The sequence below is a fragment of the Streptomyces sp. NPDC127119 genome, from assembly GCF_042677425.1.
GTDB lineage: Bacteria > Actinomycetota > Actinomycetes > Streptomycetales > Streptomycetaceae > Streptomyces.
Window position 1 is genome coordinate 16,685 of record NZ_JBHXTO010000006.1, and the last position, 16,157, is coordinate 32,841.

The following is a 16,157-nucleotide window of genomic DNA, read 5'->3' on the forward strand; positions in this document are numbered from 1 at the left end:
GCGTGTCTCCCCCGGTCCTAGTCCTGGTCGGCGCGGTTGAGTTTGGTGTAGACGGCCGAGAAGCCGGCCAGCAGGACGAGCAGGACCAGGCCGAGGGCCGCCGCGGCGCCGTAGTTGTTGAAGTTGAAGGCGTACTGGTAGATCAGGTAGACGACGGTGGTGGTGGAGCCCTCGGGGCCGGCGCCGCCGGTGAGCAGGAACGGCTCGATGAAGACCTGCATGGTGGCGATGATCTGCATGAGGAGCATCAGCAGCAGGATGAGCCGGGTCTGCGGGACGGTGACGTGCCAGACCTTGCGGAACAGTCCCGCGCCGTCGAGTTCGGCGGCCTCGTACAGCTCGCCGGGGACGCCCTGGAGCGCGGCGAGGTAGATGAGTGTCGCGCCGCCCATGTTCATCCAGGTCGAGGCGACGACCACGGAGAGCATCGCGGTGTCCGGGTCCTGGAGCCACTGCTGGGCGGGGACGCCGAAGACGCCGAGCATCTCGTTGAACATGCCGTACCCGGGGTCGTACAGGTACTTGAAGAGCAGGACCGACGCCGTCGGCGGGAGCATCACCGGCAGGTAGACAAGCAGTCTCAAGTAGCCCTGGCCGTGCCGGAACTCGTTGATGATCAGGGCGGTGACGAACGGGACGACGAAGCCGAGGAGCAGGGCCAGCACCGTGAACCACAGGGTGTTGCGCCAGGCCTGGCCGAAGGCCGGGTCGTTCCAGACGGTGACGAAGTTGTCCCAGCCCACCCAGCTGACGTCGCCGTCCTCGGTCTTCTGGAAGGCGAGGAGGAACTCCCGGACGATCGGGTACCAGGAGAAGAAGGCGAAGCACAGCACCGCTCCGATGAGGAAGCCGTGGGCGGTGAGGTTGCGGCGCAGGGTCTTGCCGAACCCGCCGTCCGGGAGGTGCGGCGCCCCCGTGCGGGGCTTGCGGGTACGGCGGTCCTTGACCGCCGGGTCCTTGGTGAGGGTGGGGGCCGACATGCTCGCTCCTTGACGTGCGGCGGCGGTGCGCGGGCGGGCCGGGCGGTGGTGTCACCCGCCCGGCCGCCGCACGGTCACTGGGTGGCGAGAACCTGGTTGACCTGGGATTCGGCGGTGGACAGAAGCTTGTCGATGTCGGCGTCCTTGTTGGTGAGGATGCCCGACATGACGTTGTCGAGGACCTTGTAGATCTCCTGGGCCTTCGGCGGCTCGGCCTTGCCGGGGACGGGGTTGTCGGTGAAGGCCTTGAAGTTCTCCACCGGCATGGTGGCGAACTCCTTGCGGGCCGCGTCGTCCTTGGACTTGGAGCCGTTCAGCCACAGGTTGGGCTGCGGGAGCCCCACGGGCAGGTCGTCCGCCTTGGAGCGCTGCCAGTCGTACTGGCCCTTGCCGACCGTGGTGAACTTGAAGTTCAGCCAGGCGATGGAGGCCTTGACCTTGTCGGCCGAAATACCCTGCTTGATCATGTAGTTGTTGCCGCCGGCGAGGGTGTTCTCACCACCCGGGATGGGCCCCATGCCGAAGTTCTCGTACTTGGCGCCGAGTTGCTGGACCATGTACGTGACGTCGTCGGGCGCGGCGAGGAACATGCCCAGCTTGTCGGTGGCGATCTGCTTCTGGAGGTCGCCCCACTTCAGCAGCTGGGTCTTGCCCATGGAGTCGTCGTCCCAGCGCATGGCGTGCAGGTTCTCGGCGACCTGCTTGCCGGTGTCGTCGTTGAAGGCGGCCTTCTTCCCGCTCGCGTCGACGACATCGCCGCCGAGGCTGTACATCTGCGCGGTGAAGTGCCAGCCGCCGGTGTTGGCCGCGCTGTACTCGCCGAAGCCGGCCACTCCGCCGCCGAGGCCGGCGATCTTCTTGGCGGCGCTGCGGACCTCGTCCCACGTCTTCGGCGGGGCGTCCGGGTCGAGGCCGGCGTCCTTGAAGAGCTTGCGGTTGATGAGCAGGCCCATGCGGTAGTTGCTGGTGGGCAGGCCGTAGAGCTTGCCGTCCTTCTTCAGCGAGCCCAGGACGTCGGGGTCGATGTCCTTCAGCAGCGGGACGCTCTTGTCGTTGACGTACGCGGTGATGTCCTGGGCGCCGTCGTTGTCGAGGACCTGGGGCAGGTCGGTGAAGTACGTGTAGAACACGTCGGGCTGGGACTTCGCCTTGAGCATCGCGGTGAAGCGCGGCGGTTCCAGACACTGGCCCGGCGTGGAACGGCCGTTGACGGTGACGTTCGGGTACTTCTTGTTGAACTCCTTGACGTCCTCGTTCCACTGCTTGAGCTCGGCCGCCTTCGCCGCGGGGGGCATGCAGTCGATGGAGATGGACACCTTCGTCTTCGGGTCCAGCGGTGCGGCGGGATCGGCTTTCGCGCCGTTGCCGGAGCCGTTGTCGCCGTCGTCGCCGCTGCTGCTCGTACCGCAGGCGGCGAGTGCCGTCAGCGTGAGCGCGGAAGCGAGGGTGACCGCGCCGACGCGGCGGGTGCGGCGGAACCGAGCTCTTCTCATGGGTGGTCCCCTTCGGGCATGAACGTGGAAGGCGCCCTCATCGCCGGTGCGATGTGGGGCGCCGCACACTCAACCACCGCGAACAGATGACCGCAATATCTCGCGCAGCTTTCGTAAATGTTTGACAGGAGGATGGATACGGTTGATCTCAGGGAGCCTCAGGGGAGGAGTGCGCGCGCAAGCGAAAGCGCGGCGAGGCCGGGATCGGCTTCACCGCGCTTGGGCCACAAGGGCCGGCTCAGCGTCGTACGGACTAGCCCCGAGGAGCCTGCGTCGTGGAGCCGCGGACCACCAGCTCCGGCTCGAACAGCAGCTCGCCGGGCTGGACCTCGGCGCCCTGGATCTGGGCGCACAGCAGGTCCACGGCGGCCCGCCCCATGGCCTCGACGGGCTGGCGGACCGTGGTCAGCGGGGGCTCGGTGCAGTTCATGAAGGCGGAGTCGTCGTAGCCGACGACCGAGACCTGCTCGGGCACCGCGAGGCCCCGCCTGCGGGCGGCACGGATGGCGCCGAGCGCGAGCGGGTCGCTGGCGCAGACGACGCCGGTGACACCGCGGTCCAGCAGGCGGGTGGTGGCCGCCTGGCCGCCCTCCAGGGAGAACATCGACCGCTCCACGTACGCGTCGGGCAGGGACCCGCCGGCCGCCTCCGCGGCGACCCGGGCCGCGGCCAGCTTGCGCCGGGAGGGGATGTGGTCGCTCGGGCCGAGGACCACGCCGATGCGCTCGTGCCCCAGCAGGGTGAGGTGACGCCACGCCTGTTCGACCGCCACGGCGTCGTCGCAGGAGACGCACGGGAAGTCGAGCCCCTCGATCGGGGCGTTGATGAGCACGACCGGGATACGCCGTTCGGCGAGCTGCCGGTAGTGGTCGTGCGGCGCGTCCGCCTGGGCGAACAGGCCGCCGCCCGCGAACACCACACCGGAGACGTGCTGCTGGAGCAGCAGCTCCACGTAGTCCGCCTCGGAGACTCCGCCCTTGGTCTGGGTGCACAGCACCGGCGTGAGCCCCTGCTGGGCCAGCGCGCCGCCGATGACCTCGGCGAACAGGGGGAAGATCGGGTTCTGCAGTTCGGGCAGGACCAGGCCGACCAGACGCGCCCGCTCGCCGCGCAGCTGGGTGGGACGCTCGTAGCCGAGGACGTCCAGCGCGGTGAGCACGGACTGCCGGGTGCTGTCCGACACTCCGGGCTTGCCGTTGAGGACCCGGCTGACCGTGGCCTCGCTGACTCCAACCTTCTTGGCTACCTGAGCAAGTCGTCGCGTCATGAGCGCAAGGCTAGCGCAAGCCGCGCAAACGGCTTGCGCCAGCCTTGTGGGCCTCCTTCCGGGCTCAGTCCCCTAGCTCGTCGGGATTACGTCAGGGGTTGATGTTGATCTTGAAGGTGGAGGTGGTGTTGCGGACGTCCACGGCGTTGCCGTTGAAGCGCAGGCCGTTGAAGGTGACCTCGCCGACCGCCGGACCCTGACCCTGTTCGGGCAGTTCGTTGGCCCACAGTCCGAAGCCGGACTTCGCGTCGTAGGCGTCCCCGCTCCTGCGGGCGCCCGTGATCGAGATGTCGGTGAGGATCGTGTCCTTGATCGGGTTGATGGGCCGCCCGCCGGCGTCGTACTGGGTCTGGAACATGATCCCGCTGTAGGTCGGGTCCACGATGTCCACGTCGTTGACGCGGATGCCCTGGAAGACCTTGGAGGCGGAGAACAGCCAGATGCCGGGGAAGGTCTGGTTGCCCCAGAAGTGGCCGCCGGAGCGGACCACGGAGACGTTCTCGACGGTCGTGGGGGACGTGCCGAACCCGTTCATCGGATAGCCGAAGTCCAGCGAGCTGATCGTGATGCCCGAGTAGACCAGGGTGTCGGCGATGTGGATGTTGCGGAACGTGTTGTCGTAGCCGCCGTAGACGGCGATGCCCGCGGCCCGCCAGGTGAGGATCGAGGTCAGGTTCTCGTAGAGGTTGTCCTTCATGTCGGCGCCGCCCGCGTCGATCGCGGAGAACAGCGCGAAGCTGTCGTCACCGGAGGCCCGGGACTCGTTGTTGACCACCCGGTTGTCCGTCGAGCCGTTGGTCATGTTGATGCCGTCGGCGAACGTGTTGCGGATCCGTGCGTCGCTGATCGTCACCCGGTCGGTGTTGGCGCCCCAGTAGAGGCAGATCATGTGCTCGGTCCAGGTGTTGTCGATGACCATGTCCGACACGTTGGCGAAGTCGAACACCTTGCCCGGCCCGTCGATGCGGGAGGTGTAGTTGCCGAAGTAGGCGAAGTTCTTGAACGAGGATCCCTTCGCGGTGTTCTCGGCGCGGAACCCGATGTCGGTGTTGTCCTGACCCGACGGGGCGTGGAACTGCGTGTACCAGGGCCCGGCGCCGACCACCTGCACGGCCTTGCCGTACACCTGGAACTTGCTCGACGTCTCGTAGTCACCCGGCGGGAGATAGACACCGGTGAGTTTGCCGGTGGTGTCCATCCGCACCCGGTCGAGGGCGTTCTGCACGTCCTGGTGACCGAAACCGGCCGGGACGGCGTACGCGGCCGGGTCCGGGTTGGCGACCGGTGAGACCTGCTCCAGGCTGACGAAGTCGATCGCGTACTTGGAGGTGTTGGCCGTGTCCTTCTGCAGCCGGATCTTCGCGCCCTCCGGCACGGTCTCGCCCAGCATCAGGTGTGCCTCGTCGTAGATGTGCCTCGGGGCTCCCGCGGACGGTGAGTTGCCGGGACCGGCCTCCGCCCCGTACAGCCAGGCGTACTTCGAGGTGAGCGACAGCGCCTTGCGGAAGGTGCCGTTGACGTAGACGTTGAGGGTGGCGTCGGTCCCGCCGCCGCCCGCGGAGTCCGGGATGGAGAAGCGGGTGACCAGGGTGTTCGTGGCGGCCTTGGTGGTGAACTCCACATATTCACCGGTGCTGTTGAGGGTGACCGCCTTGCGGCCGGACGCCTCGCCCGCGAGGTCGCCGACGGTCCGGTTGGGTCCGACCGTCGCGGCGCCGCCGCCGGTCGCGCCGTCCTCGGCCTCGTACATGTCGTAGGGCATGTTGGCACCGCGTCCGACGAACAGGGACTGGCTCACGGTGTTGTTCTCCCGCTTGACCGGGAGTTCGTTGGCGTCGGCGGCGACCGTGGTGCGTACCGTGTACGAGCCGTTGGCGGCGGTCCAGGTGCCGAGTGTGACGGCGCCGGTGGCGGCTCCGGCGGCGATCGTGCCGTCGTAGGAGCCGGTCAGGGTCTTCACGGTGGCGCCCTTGGAGTCGACCAGGGTGACCGTGATGCCGTGCGCGCCGCCCGCCGAGGCGGTGGTGCCCTGATTGCGTACGGCGGCCTTGAAGGTGACGGTGTCGCCGTCCGCGGGGCCGGACGGTGTGGTGGTCAGCACCGGCACGAGGTCGGAGCTGGAGACCGGGCGCACGACGAGTGAAGTGGGGCTGGTGTAGGTGTTGTTGGTCTCGTTCTGCTCGATGACGGCGTCGGCTTCGTCGGCCACGGCGCTGAGCTGGTAGGTGCCCGCGTCGCGTGCCCCGATGGAGGCGCTGACGGTCCGTGTCGCGCCGGCCGCGAGGGCGGCGACGGACGCGGTGGCGACCTTGGTGCCGCCCAGCCGCAGCGCGACGGCGCTGGCGGGTGCGGCGGCCTCACCGCTGTTGCGGACGGTGGCGGTCAGGGTGATCTCGTCGGACTCGACCGGGGAGGCCGGGGACGCGCTCAGCGCGGTGACCTCAAGGTCCGGGTTGGGCGCGGCGGTGCCGATCACCTGGAACTCGGCGAGCTGCCCGGCCGGGGCGCCCGTGTTGGAGGTGAAGCGGAGCTGCACGTCGGCGACGCGCGCGGTGACGGGCACGGTGACGCTGTTGCCGCTGGAGGGACTGAAGGCGTAGTCCTTCGCGGCGACCAGACTCGTATAACCGGAGGCGTCCTGCTCGCGGCCGAGGACCTGGATGTTCTGGGTGCGGGCGCCCCAGGAGCTGTCCGGGTTGAGCTTGAGGACGAGCGAGGAGACGTCGGCGTTGGCGCCGAGCTTCACGGTGAGGGTGGCGGGGTGGCCGGAGCCCTCCCAGTAGGTGGAGGTGCTGTTGTCGTTGGCGTTCTCGGCGACGAAGGTGTGCACGGTCGAGGAGGCCGTGATCGGTTTGCCGACCGCAAGGTTGGAGCCGGGGCCCGAAGTGCCGTTGCGTGTCACGGTGTTGCTGTCGCCAGAGACGTTCCCGGCCGCGTCCTTGGCCCGCACGAAGTAGGAGACCGTGACGCTCGCGGAACGGTTGTCGGTGTACGTGGTGACCGTGCCGCCGACCGTGGTGAGCAGGCTGTTGTTGGCGTACACCTCGTAGCCGGTGACGCCGGTGTTGTCGCTGGAGGCGTTCCAGGCGAGACGGATCTGCCCGGCGGCCGGTTCGGTGAGAGCCAGGTTCGCGGGCGCGGTGGGTGCCTGGGTGTCCCCGCTGTCGCCGCGGCGGGTGACGGTGTTGCTGTTCCCGGAGACGTTCCCGGCGGCGTCCTTGGCCCGTACGAAGTAGGAGACCGTGGCGCTGCCGGGGCGGTTGTCGGTGTAGGTGGTGACCGTGCCCGCGACGCTGGTCAGCAGCTCGTTGTCGGCGTACACGTCGTAGCCGGTGACTCCGGTGTTGTCGTCGGACGCCTTCCAGGTCAGCTTGATCTGGCCGGTCGCGGGCTCGGTGTAGGCGAGGTCCGCGGGCGCGCTCGGCGCCTGGGTGTCACCGGTCGCCGGGCCGTAGACCTCCAGCTCGGACAACTGGCCCGCGTTCTGAACGGTGTTGGCGGTGACCAGGACGCGTACGTACCGGGTGGTGGTCGCGTCGAAGGAGATCGTCACCGAGTTGCCGTCGCCCGGCGCGAAGGCATAGGCCTTGGACGCGGTCAGGTCGGTGAAGTCGGTGCCGTTGGCGCTGCCCTGGATCTTCAGGGTCTGGCTGCGGGCGCCCCAGCCGTCGGGCAGACGCAGGACGACCCGGTTGACGCGCACGGAGGAGGCCAGGTCCGCCTGGATCCACTGCGGCAGGTCGTTGTTGCGGCTCTCCCAGTAACTGGCCTTGTTGCCGTCGGCCGCGTTGGCCGGCACATAGGTCTCGTTGTGGCTCGCGGCGGTGAGGGTACGGCCGCGGGCCAGGTTCGCCGAGGAGTCACCGGCCTCGCGGACCTCCAGCTCGGAGAGCTGGGCGGCCTGCCAGCCGGTGTTGGCGGTGATCTCGATCCGCACATGCCGGGCCTGGGCGGCGGGGAAGGTCACCGTCACGGTGTTGGCGCTGCCGGGGCTGAAGGCGTAGGACGCGGAGGTCTTCAGGGTGGTGAAGCTGGTGCCGTCCGCGCTGCCCTGCACGGACAGGGTCTGGCTGCGGCTCTCCCAGCCGGCCGGCAGTCGCAGCACCACCTCGTCCACGCGGGCGGTGGCGCCGAGGTCCGTCTGGACCCACTGGGGGAAGGTGCTCCCGGCGCTCTGCCAGTACGTTCCCTGGTTGCCGTCGGTGATGTTGTTCGCGGCGTATTCGGCGTGGGCGCTGCTGGCGGTGGCGGGCCGTCCGGCGGCGAGGTTGGGCCCGGCGGCCTCCGCGGCGGAGGTCAGCGCCGGCCAGCCCAGCAGGAGCAGGGCGGTGGAGAGAACGGCGGCTATCCCCCGCCATCCCCGGCGTTGCGGTCTCATGTGTCCCCGATCTCCGTCCCGGTCCGGAGGTGGGCGGCTCCGGGGCGGCTGTGTGGGTGGGTTTCCGTGGGGGTCGGCGCATCGCGCTTCAATGTGCGGTGAAGAGCACTCTCTTTTGCGTCGATCGATCAGAGAGTTGCAGACGGTTGGCAGTACGTCTATGGCGTGAGCATGTCCGAAACGCAACCCTGCGGCACGCCCCCACCTGCTGCGGCAGCGGGCCAGCGGCTTTCGTGCGGACTGTCGAAAAACGCAAGTGGGACCGCAAGCGATGCAAGCCGCTTACACGTCAACTACCGGTAGTACCGGGACCGTTGACAAAGTGGAGACAGGCTAGAAACCTGTGGGCGTAGTTTCCGCAAAGAATCGACTGAGCAGCTCAATTTACGTGCAAGGCCGGTGCATTCCTCGTCGGACACTCCCGCCCTCTCCCGCACTCCCTGTGCCTGCCCCGGTGTGCCAAGGCCGACCGCCGTGCTCCCGCTCCCCCGAAACCCCCTGAAGCTCCCCCACGGAACAACGGAACAGAGGACCCCCATGAGATGGAGACCCCTCGGTCGCCGGTCACTGACCGGTGCCGTCATAGCCGCGCTCATGACGACCGGGCTGATCCCGCTGGCCCTCACGTCGAGCGCCCGGGCGGCCACCGCCCCCGACGCCGAGGGCGCGAAGGCGGCGGCCGCCGTCAACCTCGCGCTCGGCCGGCCGGCCACGGCGGGCGGCTCGAACGGCTCGTACACCGCCGGGAACGTCACCGACGGTTCCCAGGCCTCCTACTGGGAGGGGCCGACCGGGTCCTTCCCGCAGTGGGTCCAGGTCGACCTCGGCACGACCCGCACCGTCGACCAGGTGGTGCTCAAGCTGCCCGCCGCCTGGGAGAGCCACAGTCAGACGCTCTCTGTGCAGGGCAGCACCGACGGGTCCAGCTTCAGCACCCTCGCGGCGTCGACGGGCCGGGCGTTCAACCCGGCGCAGGCCAACACGGTCCCGGTCACCCTCGCCTCCCCCGCCACGACCCGCTATGTGCGCGTGAACGTCACCGGGAACACCGGCTGGAACGCCGCCCAGCTCTCCGAGCTGGAGGTGATCGGCGACGACGGCGGCACCACTCCGCCGCCCACCGGCACCAACCTGGCCCGTAACAAGCCGGTCGAGGCCACCTCGTCGGTCCAGTCGTACGTGGCCGCCAACGCCACCGACGACTCCACCTCCACCTACTGGGAGGCGGCGGGCCACCCCTCCGACCTGACCGTGAAGCTGGGCGCCGACGCGGACATCACCGCCGTGGTGGTCAAGCTCAACCCGGACCAGGCGTGGGGCGCCAGGACCCAGGGCATCCAGGTGTTCGGCCGGGAGAACTCGGCGAGCGGCTTCACCTCGCTGCGCGACCGCGCCGACTACGCCTTCAGTCCCTCCCGGGACAGCAACTCGGTGACCATCCCCGTCACCGGCCGCTGGTCCGACGTCCGGCTCCGGTTCTTCTCCAACACCGGGGCGCCCGGCGGCCAGGTCGCCGAGTTCCAGATCGTCGGGACCGCCGCACCCGCGCCCGACCTGACCGTCACCGGCCTGGACTGGACACCCGCCTCACCGTCCGAGCGGGACGCGGTGACCGTCAACGCCACCGTCCGCAACGCGGGCACGGCACGCTCGGCCGCCACGACCGTCGAGGCCAGCCTGGAAGGCACGGTCGCGGGCAGCGGAAACGTACCCGCGCTCGAAGCGGGCGCGTCCGCCACCGTGGCCGTCGCCGCGGGCACCCGGCCGGCCGGCAGCTACGGCGTCTCCGCCGTGGTCGACCCGCGCAACACGATCGCCGAGCTCGACGACAGCAACAACAGCCGCACCGCCGCGTCCCGGCTGGTCGTCGGCCAGGCACCCGGCCCGGACCTCGAAGTCAGCGGCATCACCAGCAGCCCGGCCAACCCGGCCGTCGGCTCGTCCGTCTCCTTCACCGTGGCCGTGCACAACCGCGGCACCAGCGCCGCGGCGGCCGGCTCCGTGACCCGGCTCCAGGTCGGCTCCACCACGCTCAACGGCACGACCGCCCAGGTGGCGGCGGGCGCCACCGTGAACGTGGCCATCAGCGGCACCTGGACGGCGACCGCGGGCGGGGCCACCCCCACCGCGACCGCCGACGCCACCGGAGTCGTCACCGAGACCAACGAGAACAACAACGTCCTCGCCAAGTCCCTCGTCGTCGGCCGAGGCGCCGCCGTCCCCTACACCGAACTGGAGGCCGAGGACGGCCGCTACCAGGGCACCCTCCTGACCGCCGACGCCAAGCGGACCTTCGGGCACACCAACTTCGCCACCGAGTCCTCCGGCCGCAAGTCCGTCCGGCTCAACTCCACCGGCCAGTTCGTCGAGTTCACCTCGACCACGCCCTCCAACTCGATCGTGGTGCGCAACTCGATCCCCGACGCGGCGAGCGGTGGCGGGGCACAGGCCACGATCAGCCTGTACGCCAACGACACCTTCGTGCAGAAGCTCGACCTGTCGTCGAAGCACAGCTGGCTGTACGGAACCACCGACGACCCCGAGGGGCTGACCAACACGCCCGGCGGTGACGCACGGCGGCTCTTCGACGAGTCGCACGCGCTGCTGGCGCAGTCCTACCCCGTCGGCACCAAGTTCCGTCTCCAGCGGGACGCGGGCGACACGGCCGCGTTCTACGTCATCGACCTGGTCGACCTGGAGCAGGTCGCGCCCGCCACCACCAAGCCGGCCAACTGCACCTCGATCACCGAGTACGGGGCCGTCCCGAACGACGGGCTCGACGACACCGACGCCCTCCAGCGGGCGGTCACCGCCGACCAGAACGGCACGATCTCCTGCGTGTGGATCCCGGCCGGGCAGTGGCGCCAGGAGCAGAAGATCCTCACCGACGACCCGCTCAACCGCGGCCAGTACAACCAGGTCGGCATCCGGGACGTCACCATCAAGGGTGCGGGCATGTGGCACTCCCAGCTCTACACACTCACCCCGCCGCACCAGGCCGGGGGCATCAACCACCCGCACGAGGGCAACTTCGGCTTCGACATCGACCACAACACCCAGATCTCCGACATCGCCATCTTCGGCTCGGGCACCATCCGCGGCGGCGACGGCAACGCCGAGGGCGGTGTGGGTCTCAACGGCCGCTTCGGCAAGGGCACGAAGATCACCAACGTGTGGATCGAGCACGCCAACGTCGGTGTGTGGGCCGGCCGCGACTACTCCAACATCCCCGAACTGTGGGGCCCCGGCGACGGGCTGGAGTTCTCCGGCGTCCGCATCCGCAACACCTACGCCGACGGCATCAACTTCGCCAACGGCACCCGTAACTCCACCGTGTACAACTCGTCCTTCCGCAACACCGGTGACGACGCGCTCGCCGTGTGGTCGAGCAAGTACGTGAAGGACACCTCGGTCGACATCGGGCACGACAACCACTTCCGCAACAACACGATCCAGCTGCCGTGGCGGGCCAACGGCATCGCGGTGTACGGCGGTTACGGCAACACCATCGAGAACAACGTCATCGCCGACACCATGAACTACCCCGGCATCATGCTCGCCACCGACCACGACCCGCTCCCGTTCACCGGGCAGACCCTCATCGCGGGCAACGCCCTGCACCGGACGGGCGGCGCGTTCTGGAACGAGGACCAGGAGTTCGGCGCCATCACCTTGTTCGCGCAGGGTCAGGACATCCCCGGCGTCACGATCCGTGACACCGAGATCTACGACTCGACGTACGACGGCATCCAGTTCAAGACGGGCGGCGGCTCGATGCCGGGCGTCAAGATCACCGACGTGAAGATCGACGGTTCCCGGAACGGCTCCGGCATCCTCGCGATGAGCGGGGCCCGGGGCAGCGCCGCTCTGACGAACGTCACGATCACCGACTCGGCCGAAGGGAGCGTGCTCATCGAGCCGGGCTCGCAGTTCACCATCACCGGCGCACCGGTCGGGTCGTCCGCCGCCCGACTCAACCGCTGAACCGCTGAATCGCCGGACCGCCGGACCGCCGAACGGCTGAACGGTTGAGTGGCAGAACAGCTGAACGGCAGGTCTGAACAGAGGGTCTCCGGCTCCTGCGACAGGGGCCGGAGACCCGTTCCGTGCGGCCCGGCCGTCACCATGGGTGGTTGCCAGGAGCGACGACATGGGAGATTGTTGCCGTGAGGCAATGTTTTCCATGAGTTGTGAGGTGAGGGATTCGCCCAGCGGGTCCTCTATTTTTGGTCTCCACCCGAACGCAAACCGGTGCCGCCGCACAGCAGGCGTCCCTGTGGGCCGACGCCCCGTACCCCGTCCTGGTCGCTGACGACCGGAACGAGGTCGTGCTGCTCAATGATGCCGCGGACGTTCTGCTGCCCGGAATCCGGCCCGGTACTCCCTTCGCGGACGCGGTCCCGGCCTGGCTGTCGGCGGCGCACGACGCATTGCGGACAACCGGGCAGGCACACGGACGGCCACCCGGTTCGCCCGTCGCCCACGAGGCCGACGACGCACCGGTGACGGGTGTGATCGGTGAGCGGACCTTCGAGGCACACCCCAGCCTGCGGGACGACGGCACGGTGGCCTGGTGGCTGGTCGACGACACCGATCACCTGCTCGCGCAGAAGGCCCTGCGCATGGAGCGGAAGCGCACCGCGTTCCTGGCCGAGGCGTCCAGCACGCTGCTCTCCTCCCTCAACCTGGGACGCTGCATGGATGTCACCGCCCAGCTCGCCGCTGAGCATCTCGCCGACGCGGCGCTGGTGATCGCGCCGACCCACGGGCGCCGGCTGCCGGTGGTGACCTGCCTGCGCGGGGGCACCCCCGTGCTGGCCCACGAATCGGTGGACCCCGACGAGGTGCCGGGGCTCGGTGAGGCGCTGCGCGGGTTCCCGCCGGTGCCCTCGCGGTGGATCGATCCCTCCACCGCGCCGGTCTGGATGGTGCCCGAGGGCTTCGGCACGGTCGGCTCGATAGTGATCACCCCGCTGCCCGGCCACGGCGTCCCGGCCGGTGCCCTCGTCCTGCTGCGCCGTTCGGGCGGCGCCGCGTTCACCGAGAGCGAGGAGGTCTTCGCCCGCCTGTTCGCCGCGCGTGCCGGGGCCGCGATGTCGGCCGCCCGCCTGTACGCGGAGCAGACCTCGATCACCGAAGTGCTGATGCGCGAGCTGCTGCCGCCCTCGCTGCACCAGATCTCGGGCGTGGACTACGCCGGCGGCTACCGGCCGTCCGCCGACCACGAACGCGTGGGCGGCGACTTCTACGACGTGCACCCCGCCGCCGTCGAGGGCGAGGCGTCGCTGGTCGCGCTCGGGGACGTGTGCGGCAAGGGGCTGGAAGCGGCCGTACTGACCGGGAAGATCCGCAACACCCTGCACGCGCTGCTTCCGCTGGCCGACGACCATCAGCGGATGATCAGTCTGCTGAACACCGCGCTGCTCAACTCCCACCACACCCGGTTCGTGACCCTGGTCCTGGCCTCCGCCGTACGGGAGGGCAACGCGGTGAACCTGCGGCTGACCAGCGCCGGACATCTGACCCCGCTGATCGTGCGGGCGAGCGGCGCGGTGGAGGAGGCCGAGACCCGGGGCACCCTGGTGGGCGCCATGCCCGAGGCACCCGCGCACACCACCGCCCTCACCCTCGCGCCCGGGGAATCGTGCGTGCTCTACACGGACGGGATCACGGAGGCGGAGGGCGGGCCGATGGGCGGCGTCCAGTTCGGCGAGGAGCGGCTCAAGCGCGTCCTGTCGGAGTGCGTGGGCATGCCGTCCGAGAGCATCGTGGAACGCGTCCAGATGCTCGCCTCCCAGTGGGTCGGCAAGGGACGGCACGACGACATGGCCGTCGTCGTGATCTCCGCGCCCCGAACGCACCACCTCAGTGCGGTGAACGGCCACACCCGGGGCAGGTTCACTGCATGAGCACCCGTACACCTCACCGGCCTCCCGGCACCGGGACCGTCGCTCCGACCGTCGGCGCGACGGTCGGCGAACCCTGTGTCGAGCAGCTGGCCGACGCCCTGTGGGACGCCGTCTCCGTGGCCGACGAGCACACGGCCGTCGAGGTGGTGCTGGGCGCGCTGGACCGCGGTGTCGCCCCGGAGAGCGTGCTGCTGGACGTCATCGCCCGCGTACAGGGCAAGGTGGGCGAGGAGTGGGCCGCCAACCGTATCGGCGTGGCCCAGGAACACGCGGCGACCGCCATCAACGAACGGGCCGTCGCCGCGCTCTCCCGGCACCCCGCCGCGCGCACCACGCCCACCCGCGGCAGGATCACGGTGGCCTGCGTCGACGGCGAATGGCACGCGCTGCCCGCCCGCCTCCTCGCCGAGGTGCTGACCCTGCGCGGCTGGCAGGTCGACTACCTGGGCGCCCAGGTACCGTCCCCGCACCTCATCGCGCATCTGCACCGCACCGACTCCGACGCGGTCGCCCTCTCCAGCTCGATCGCCACCCGGCTGCCCACCGCGCACGCCGCGATCACCGCCTGCCAGGCCGTCGGCGTCCCCGTACTCGTCGGAGGCGCGGCCTTCGGTCCGGACGGCCGCTACGCCCATCTGCTGGACGCCGACGCGTGGGCACCCGACGCCCGCGCCGCGGCCGACCGGCTCGCCCTGGGGCCGCTGCCCCGTCCGCGGGCCGACCACCAGCAGCTGGACGACCTGCCCCACCTGGCCGACCAGGAATACACCCTGATCACCCGCAACAGCGCCTCGCTGGTGCGCGCCGTCTTCACGGCCCTCCAGGACACGTTTCCGGCCATGCGTACGTACAGCGAAGTGCAGCTTGAGCGCACGGCCGAGGACCTCGCGCACATCGTGGAGTTCCTCGCCACCGCCCTGTACCTCGGCGACGAGGACCTCTTCGTCGGGTTCATCGGCTGGACCGCGCAGATCCTCACCGCCCGCGGCGTGCCCGCGAGCAGCCTGCCGCCGACCCTGGCCGTCCTGGCCCGTGAGCTCAAGGACTTCCCGCGGGCCACCCGCGTCCTCGAACGCGGCGCGGAAGCCCTCACCCCCGTCGACCACAGCACCGCCGAGAGCCGCTCATGACCATGCCGCCCCCCGCCCATCTGCGTCTCACCACGGTCGACACCGAGGACAGGGTCCGGATCGAACTCGACGGAGAGCTCGACTACGAGACCGCCGACAGCCTCCTGGCCGCCGCCACCGCCGTCCTCAGCGCGCGCCCGCGTCTGCACGACCTGCATCTGCACTGTGCCGGGCTCGACAACGTCGACTCCATGGGCCTGTCCATCCTGCTGATGATCCGCCGCCGCGTGGATCAGGCCGGTGTCCGGCTGCATCTGGACGACCGTCCCACGACGTTGGAGCGGCTGCTGACGATCACCGGTAGCCTGGAGTACCTCACGACGTCCCCCACCGGCACCGCGAACTCCTCCCTCGGTACGGGGGAGGATCCCCGTACGAGCGGGGAAGCGATGACGGCCCGCCCCACCGGACCGGACAGCACCACCTGATGTCCTTCCCCGCCGGCCGTCCGCGGCGCGGAAGCCGCACACCGACGGGGAGCCCATGCCAGTAGCAGACTTCGCCTCGCGCAGATCCTCGCGCGAGGCCGCCCGCTCCGCCGGGGGCGTCACCGAGCTCCTCGACCTGATGTGGGAGAGGACCCGGCACGCCACCGCCGCGGCTCCGGCCTCCCCTTCCCAACTGCGCCTGATGTACCTCGTCGAGAGCGAGGAGGGGGTACGGATGCGGGTCGTGTGCGAACAGCTCGCCGCCGCGCCCCCTTCGGTCAGCCGGCTCTGCGACCGGCTGCAGGCCATCGGTTTTCTGGAGCGGCTGCCGTGTCCCGCCAGCGGACGGGAGGTCACCCTCCGGCTGACCGCGGCGGGCAGAACCCATCTGCGGCACATCCGTGAGCAGCGGGAGACCGTGCTCCGGCGGGCCGTGGACGCCATGTCCGACACCGAACGGCACGCGCTGGCCGAGGGGTTGGCCGCACTGCACGCCCAACTCGTCGCGGCCGACGGCGGTGTCCCCGGTGGTATCACCGCCGCCTGAGCACCCGCGAGTTCCCCCGTGCGGG

At 69.8% G+C, this 16,157-nt stretch carries 9 protein-coding genes; 5 read left to right on the forward strand and 4 right to left on the reverse strand.

What is annotated here, in order from left to right; all coding sequences use genetic code 11:
• Nucleotides 1–17: 17 nt before the first annotated feature.
• The 4 genes from ACFVH5_RS04650 to ACFVH5_RS04665 form a co-directional block, all read right to left on the reverse strand.
• A complete protein-coding gene (locus ACFVH5_RS04650) occupies nucleotides 18–980 on the reverse strand; it encodes a carbohydrate ABC transporter permease (RefSeq protein WP_385832027.1) in 963 nt (320 codons plus the stop codon).
• 74 nt (nucleotides 981–1,054) lie between these two features.
• Entirely contained in the window at nucleotides 1,055–2,473 is a 1,419-nt protein-coding gene (locus ACFVH5_RS04655; protein ID WP_385832029.1) for an ABC transporter substrate-binding protein, read from the reverse strand.
• Between the two features lie 253 nt (nucleotides 2,474–2,726).
• Nucleotides 2,727–3,740 (reverse strand): LacI family DNA-binding transcriptional regulator, encoded by a 1,014-nt coding sequence (locus ACFVH5_RS04660; RefSeq protein WP_385832030.1) that lies wholly within the window; start codon nucleotides 3,738–3,740, stop codon nucleotides 2,727–2,729.
• A 91-nt stretch (nucleotides 3,741–3,831) separates the two neighbouring features.
• A complete protein-coding gene (locus ACFVH5_RS04665) occupies nucleotides 3,832–8,118 on the reverse strand; it encodes a discoidin domain-containing protein (protein ID WP_385832032.1) in 4,287 nt (1,428 codons plus the stop codon).
• Nucleotides 8,119–8,655: 537 nt separating this feature from the next.
• Between ACFVH5_RS04665 and ACFVH5_RS04670 the strand changes: the two genes are divergently transcribed.
• The 5 genes from ACFVH5_RS04670 (at nucleotide 8,656) to ACFVH5_RS04690 (ending at nucleotide 16,132) form a co-directional block, all read left to right on the forward strand.
• On the forward strand, nucleotides 8,656–12,102 hold the full coding sequence (locus tag ACFVH5_RS04670; protein WP_385832034.1) for a CARDB domain-containing protein: 3,447 nt from the start codon (nucleotides 8,656–8,658) through the stop codon (nucleotides 12,100–12,102).
• Nucleotides 12,103–12,344: 242 nt separating this feature from the next.
• The gene (locus ACFVH5_RS04675; RefSeq protein ID WP_385832036.1) at nucleotides 12,345–14,027 is read left to right on the forward strand and encodes a PP2C family protein-serine/threonine phosphatase; all 1,683 of its coding nucleotides are present in this window, start codon (nucleotides 12,345–12,347) and stop codon (nucleotides 14,025–14,027) included.
• The gene (locus ACFVH5_RS04680; protein WP_385832038.1) at nucleotides 14,024–15,157 is read left to right on the forward strand and encodes a B12-binding domain-containing protein; all 1,134 of its coding nucleotides are present in this window, start codon (nucleotides 14,024–14,026) and stop codon (nucleotides 15,155–15,157) included. Before ACFVH5_RS04675 ends, ACFVH5_RS04680 begins: the two co-directional genes overlap by 4 nt.
• Nucleotides 15,154–15,585, forward strand: a complete 432-nt coding sequence (locus ACFVH5_RS04685) for an STAS domain-containing protein (protein ID WP_384797086.1) — start codon at nucleotides 15,154–15,156, stop codon at nucleotides 15,583–15,585. Before ACFVH5_RS04680 ends, ACFVH5_RS04685 begins: the two co-directional genes overlap by 4 nt.
• A gap of 55 nt (nucleotides 15,586–15,640) precedes the next feature.
• Entirely contained in the window at nucleotides 15,641–16,132 is a 492-nt protein-coding gene (locus ACFVH5_RS04690; RefSeq protein WP_385832040.1) for a MarR family winged helix-turn-helix transcriptional regulator, read from the forward strand.
• Nucleotides 16,133–16,157 lie beyond the last annotated feature (25 nt).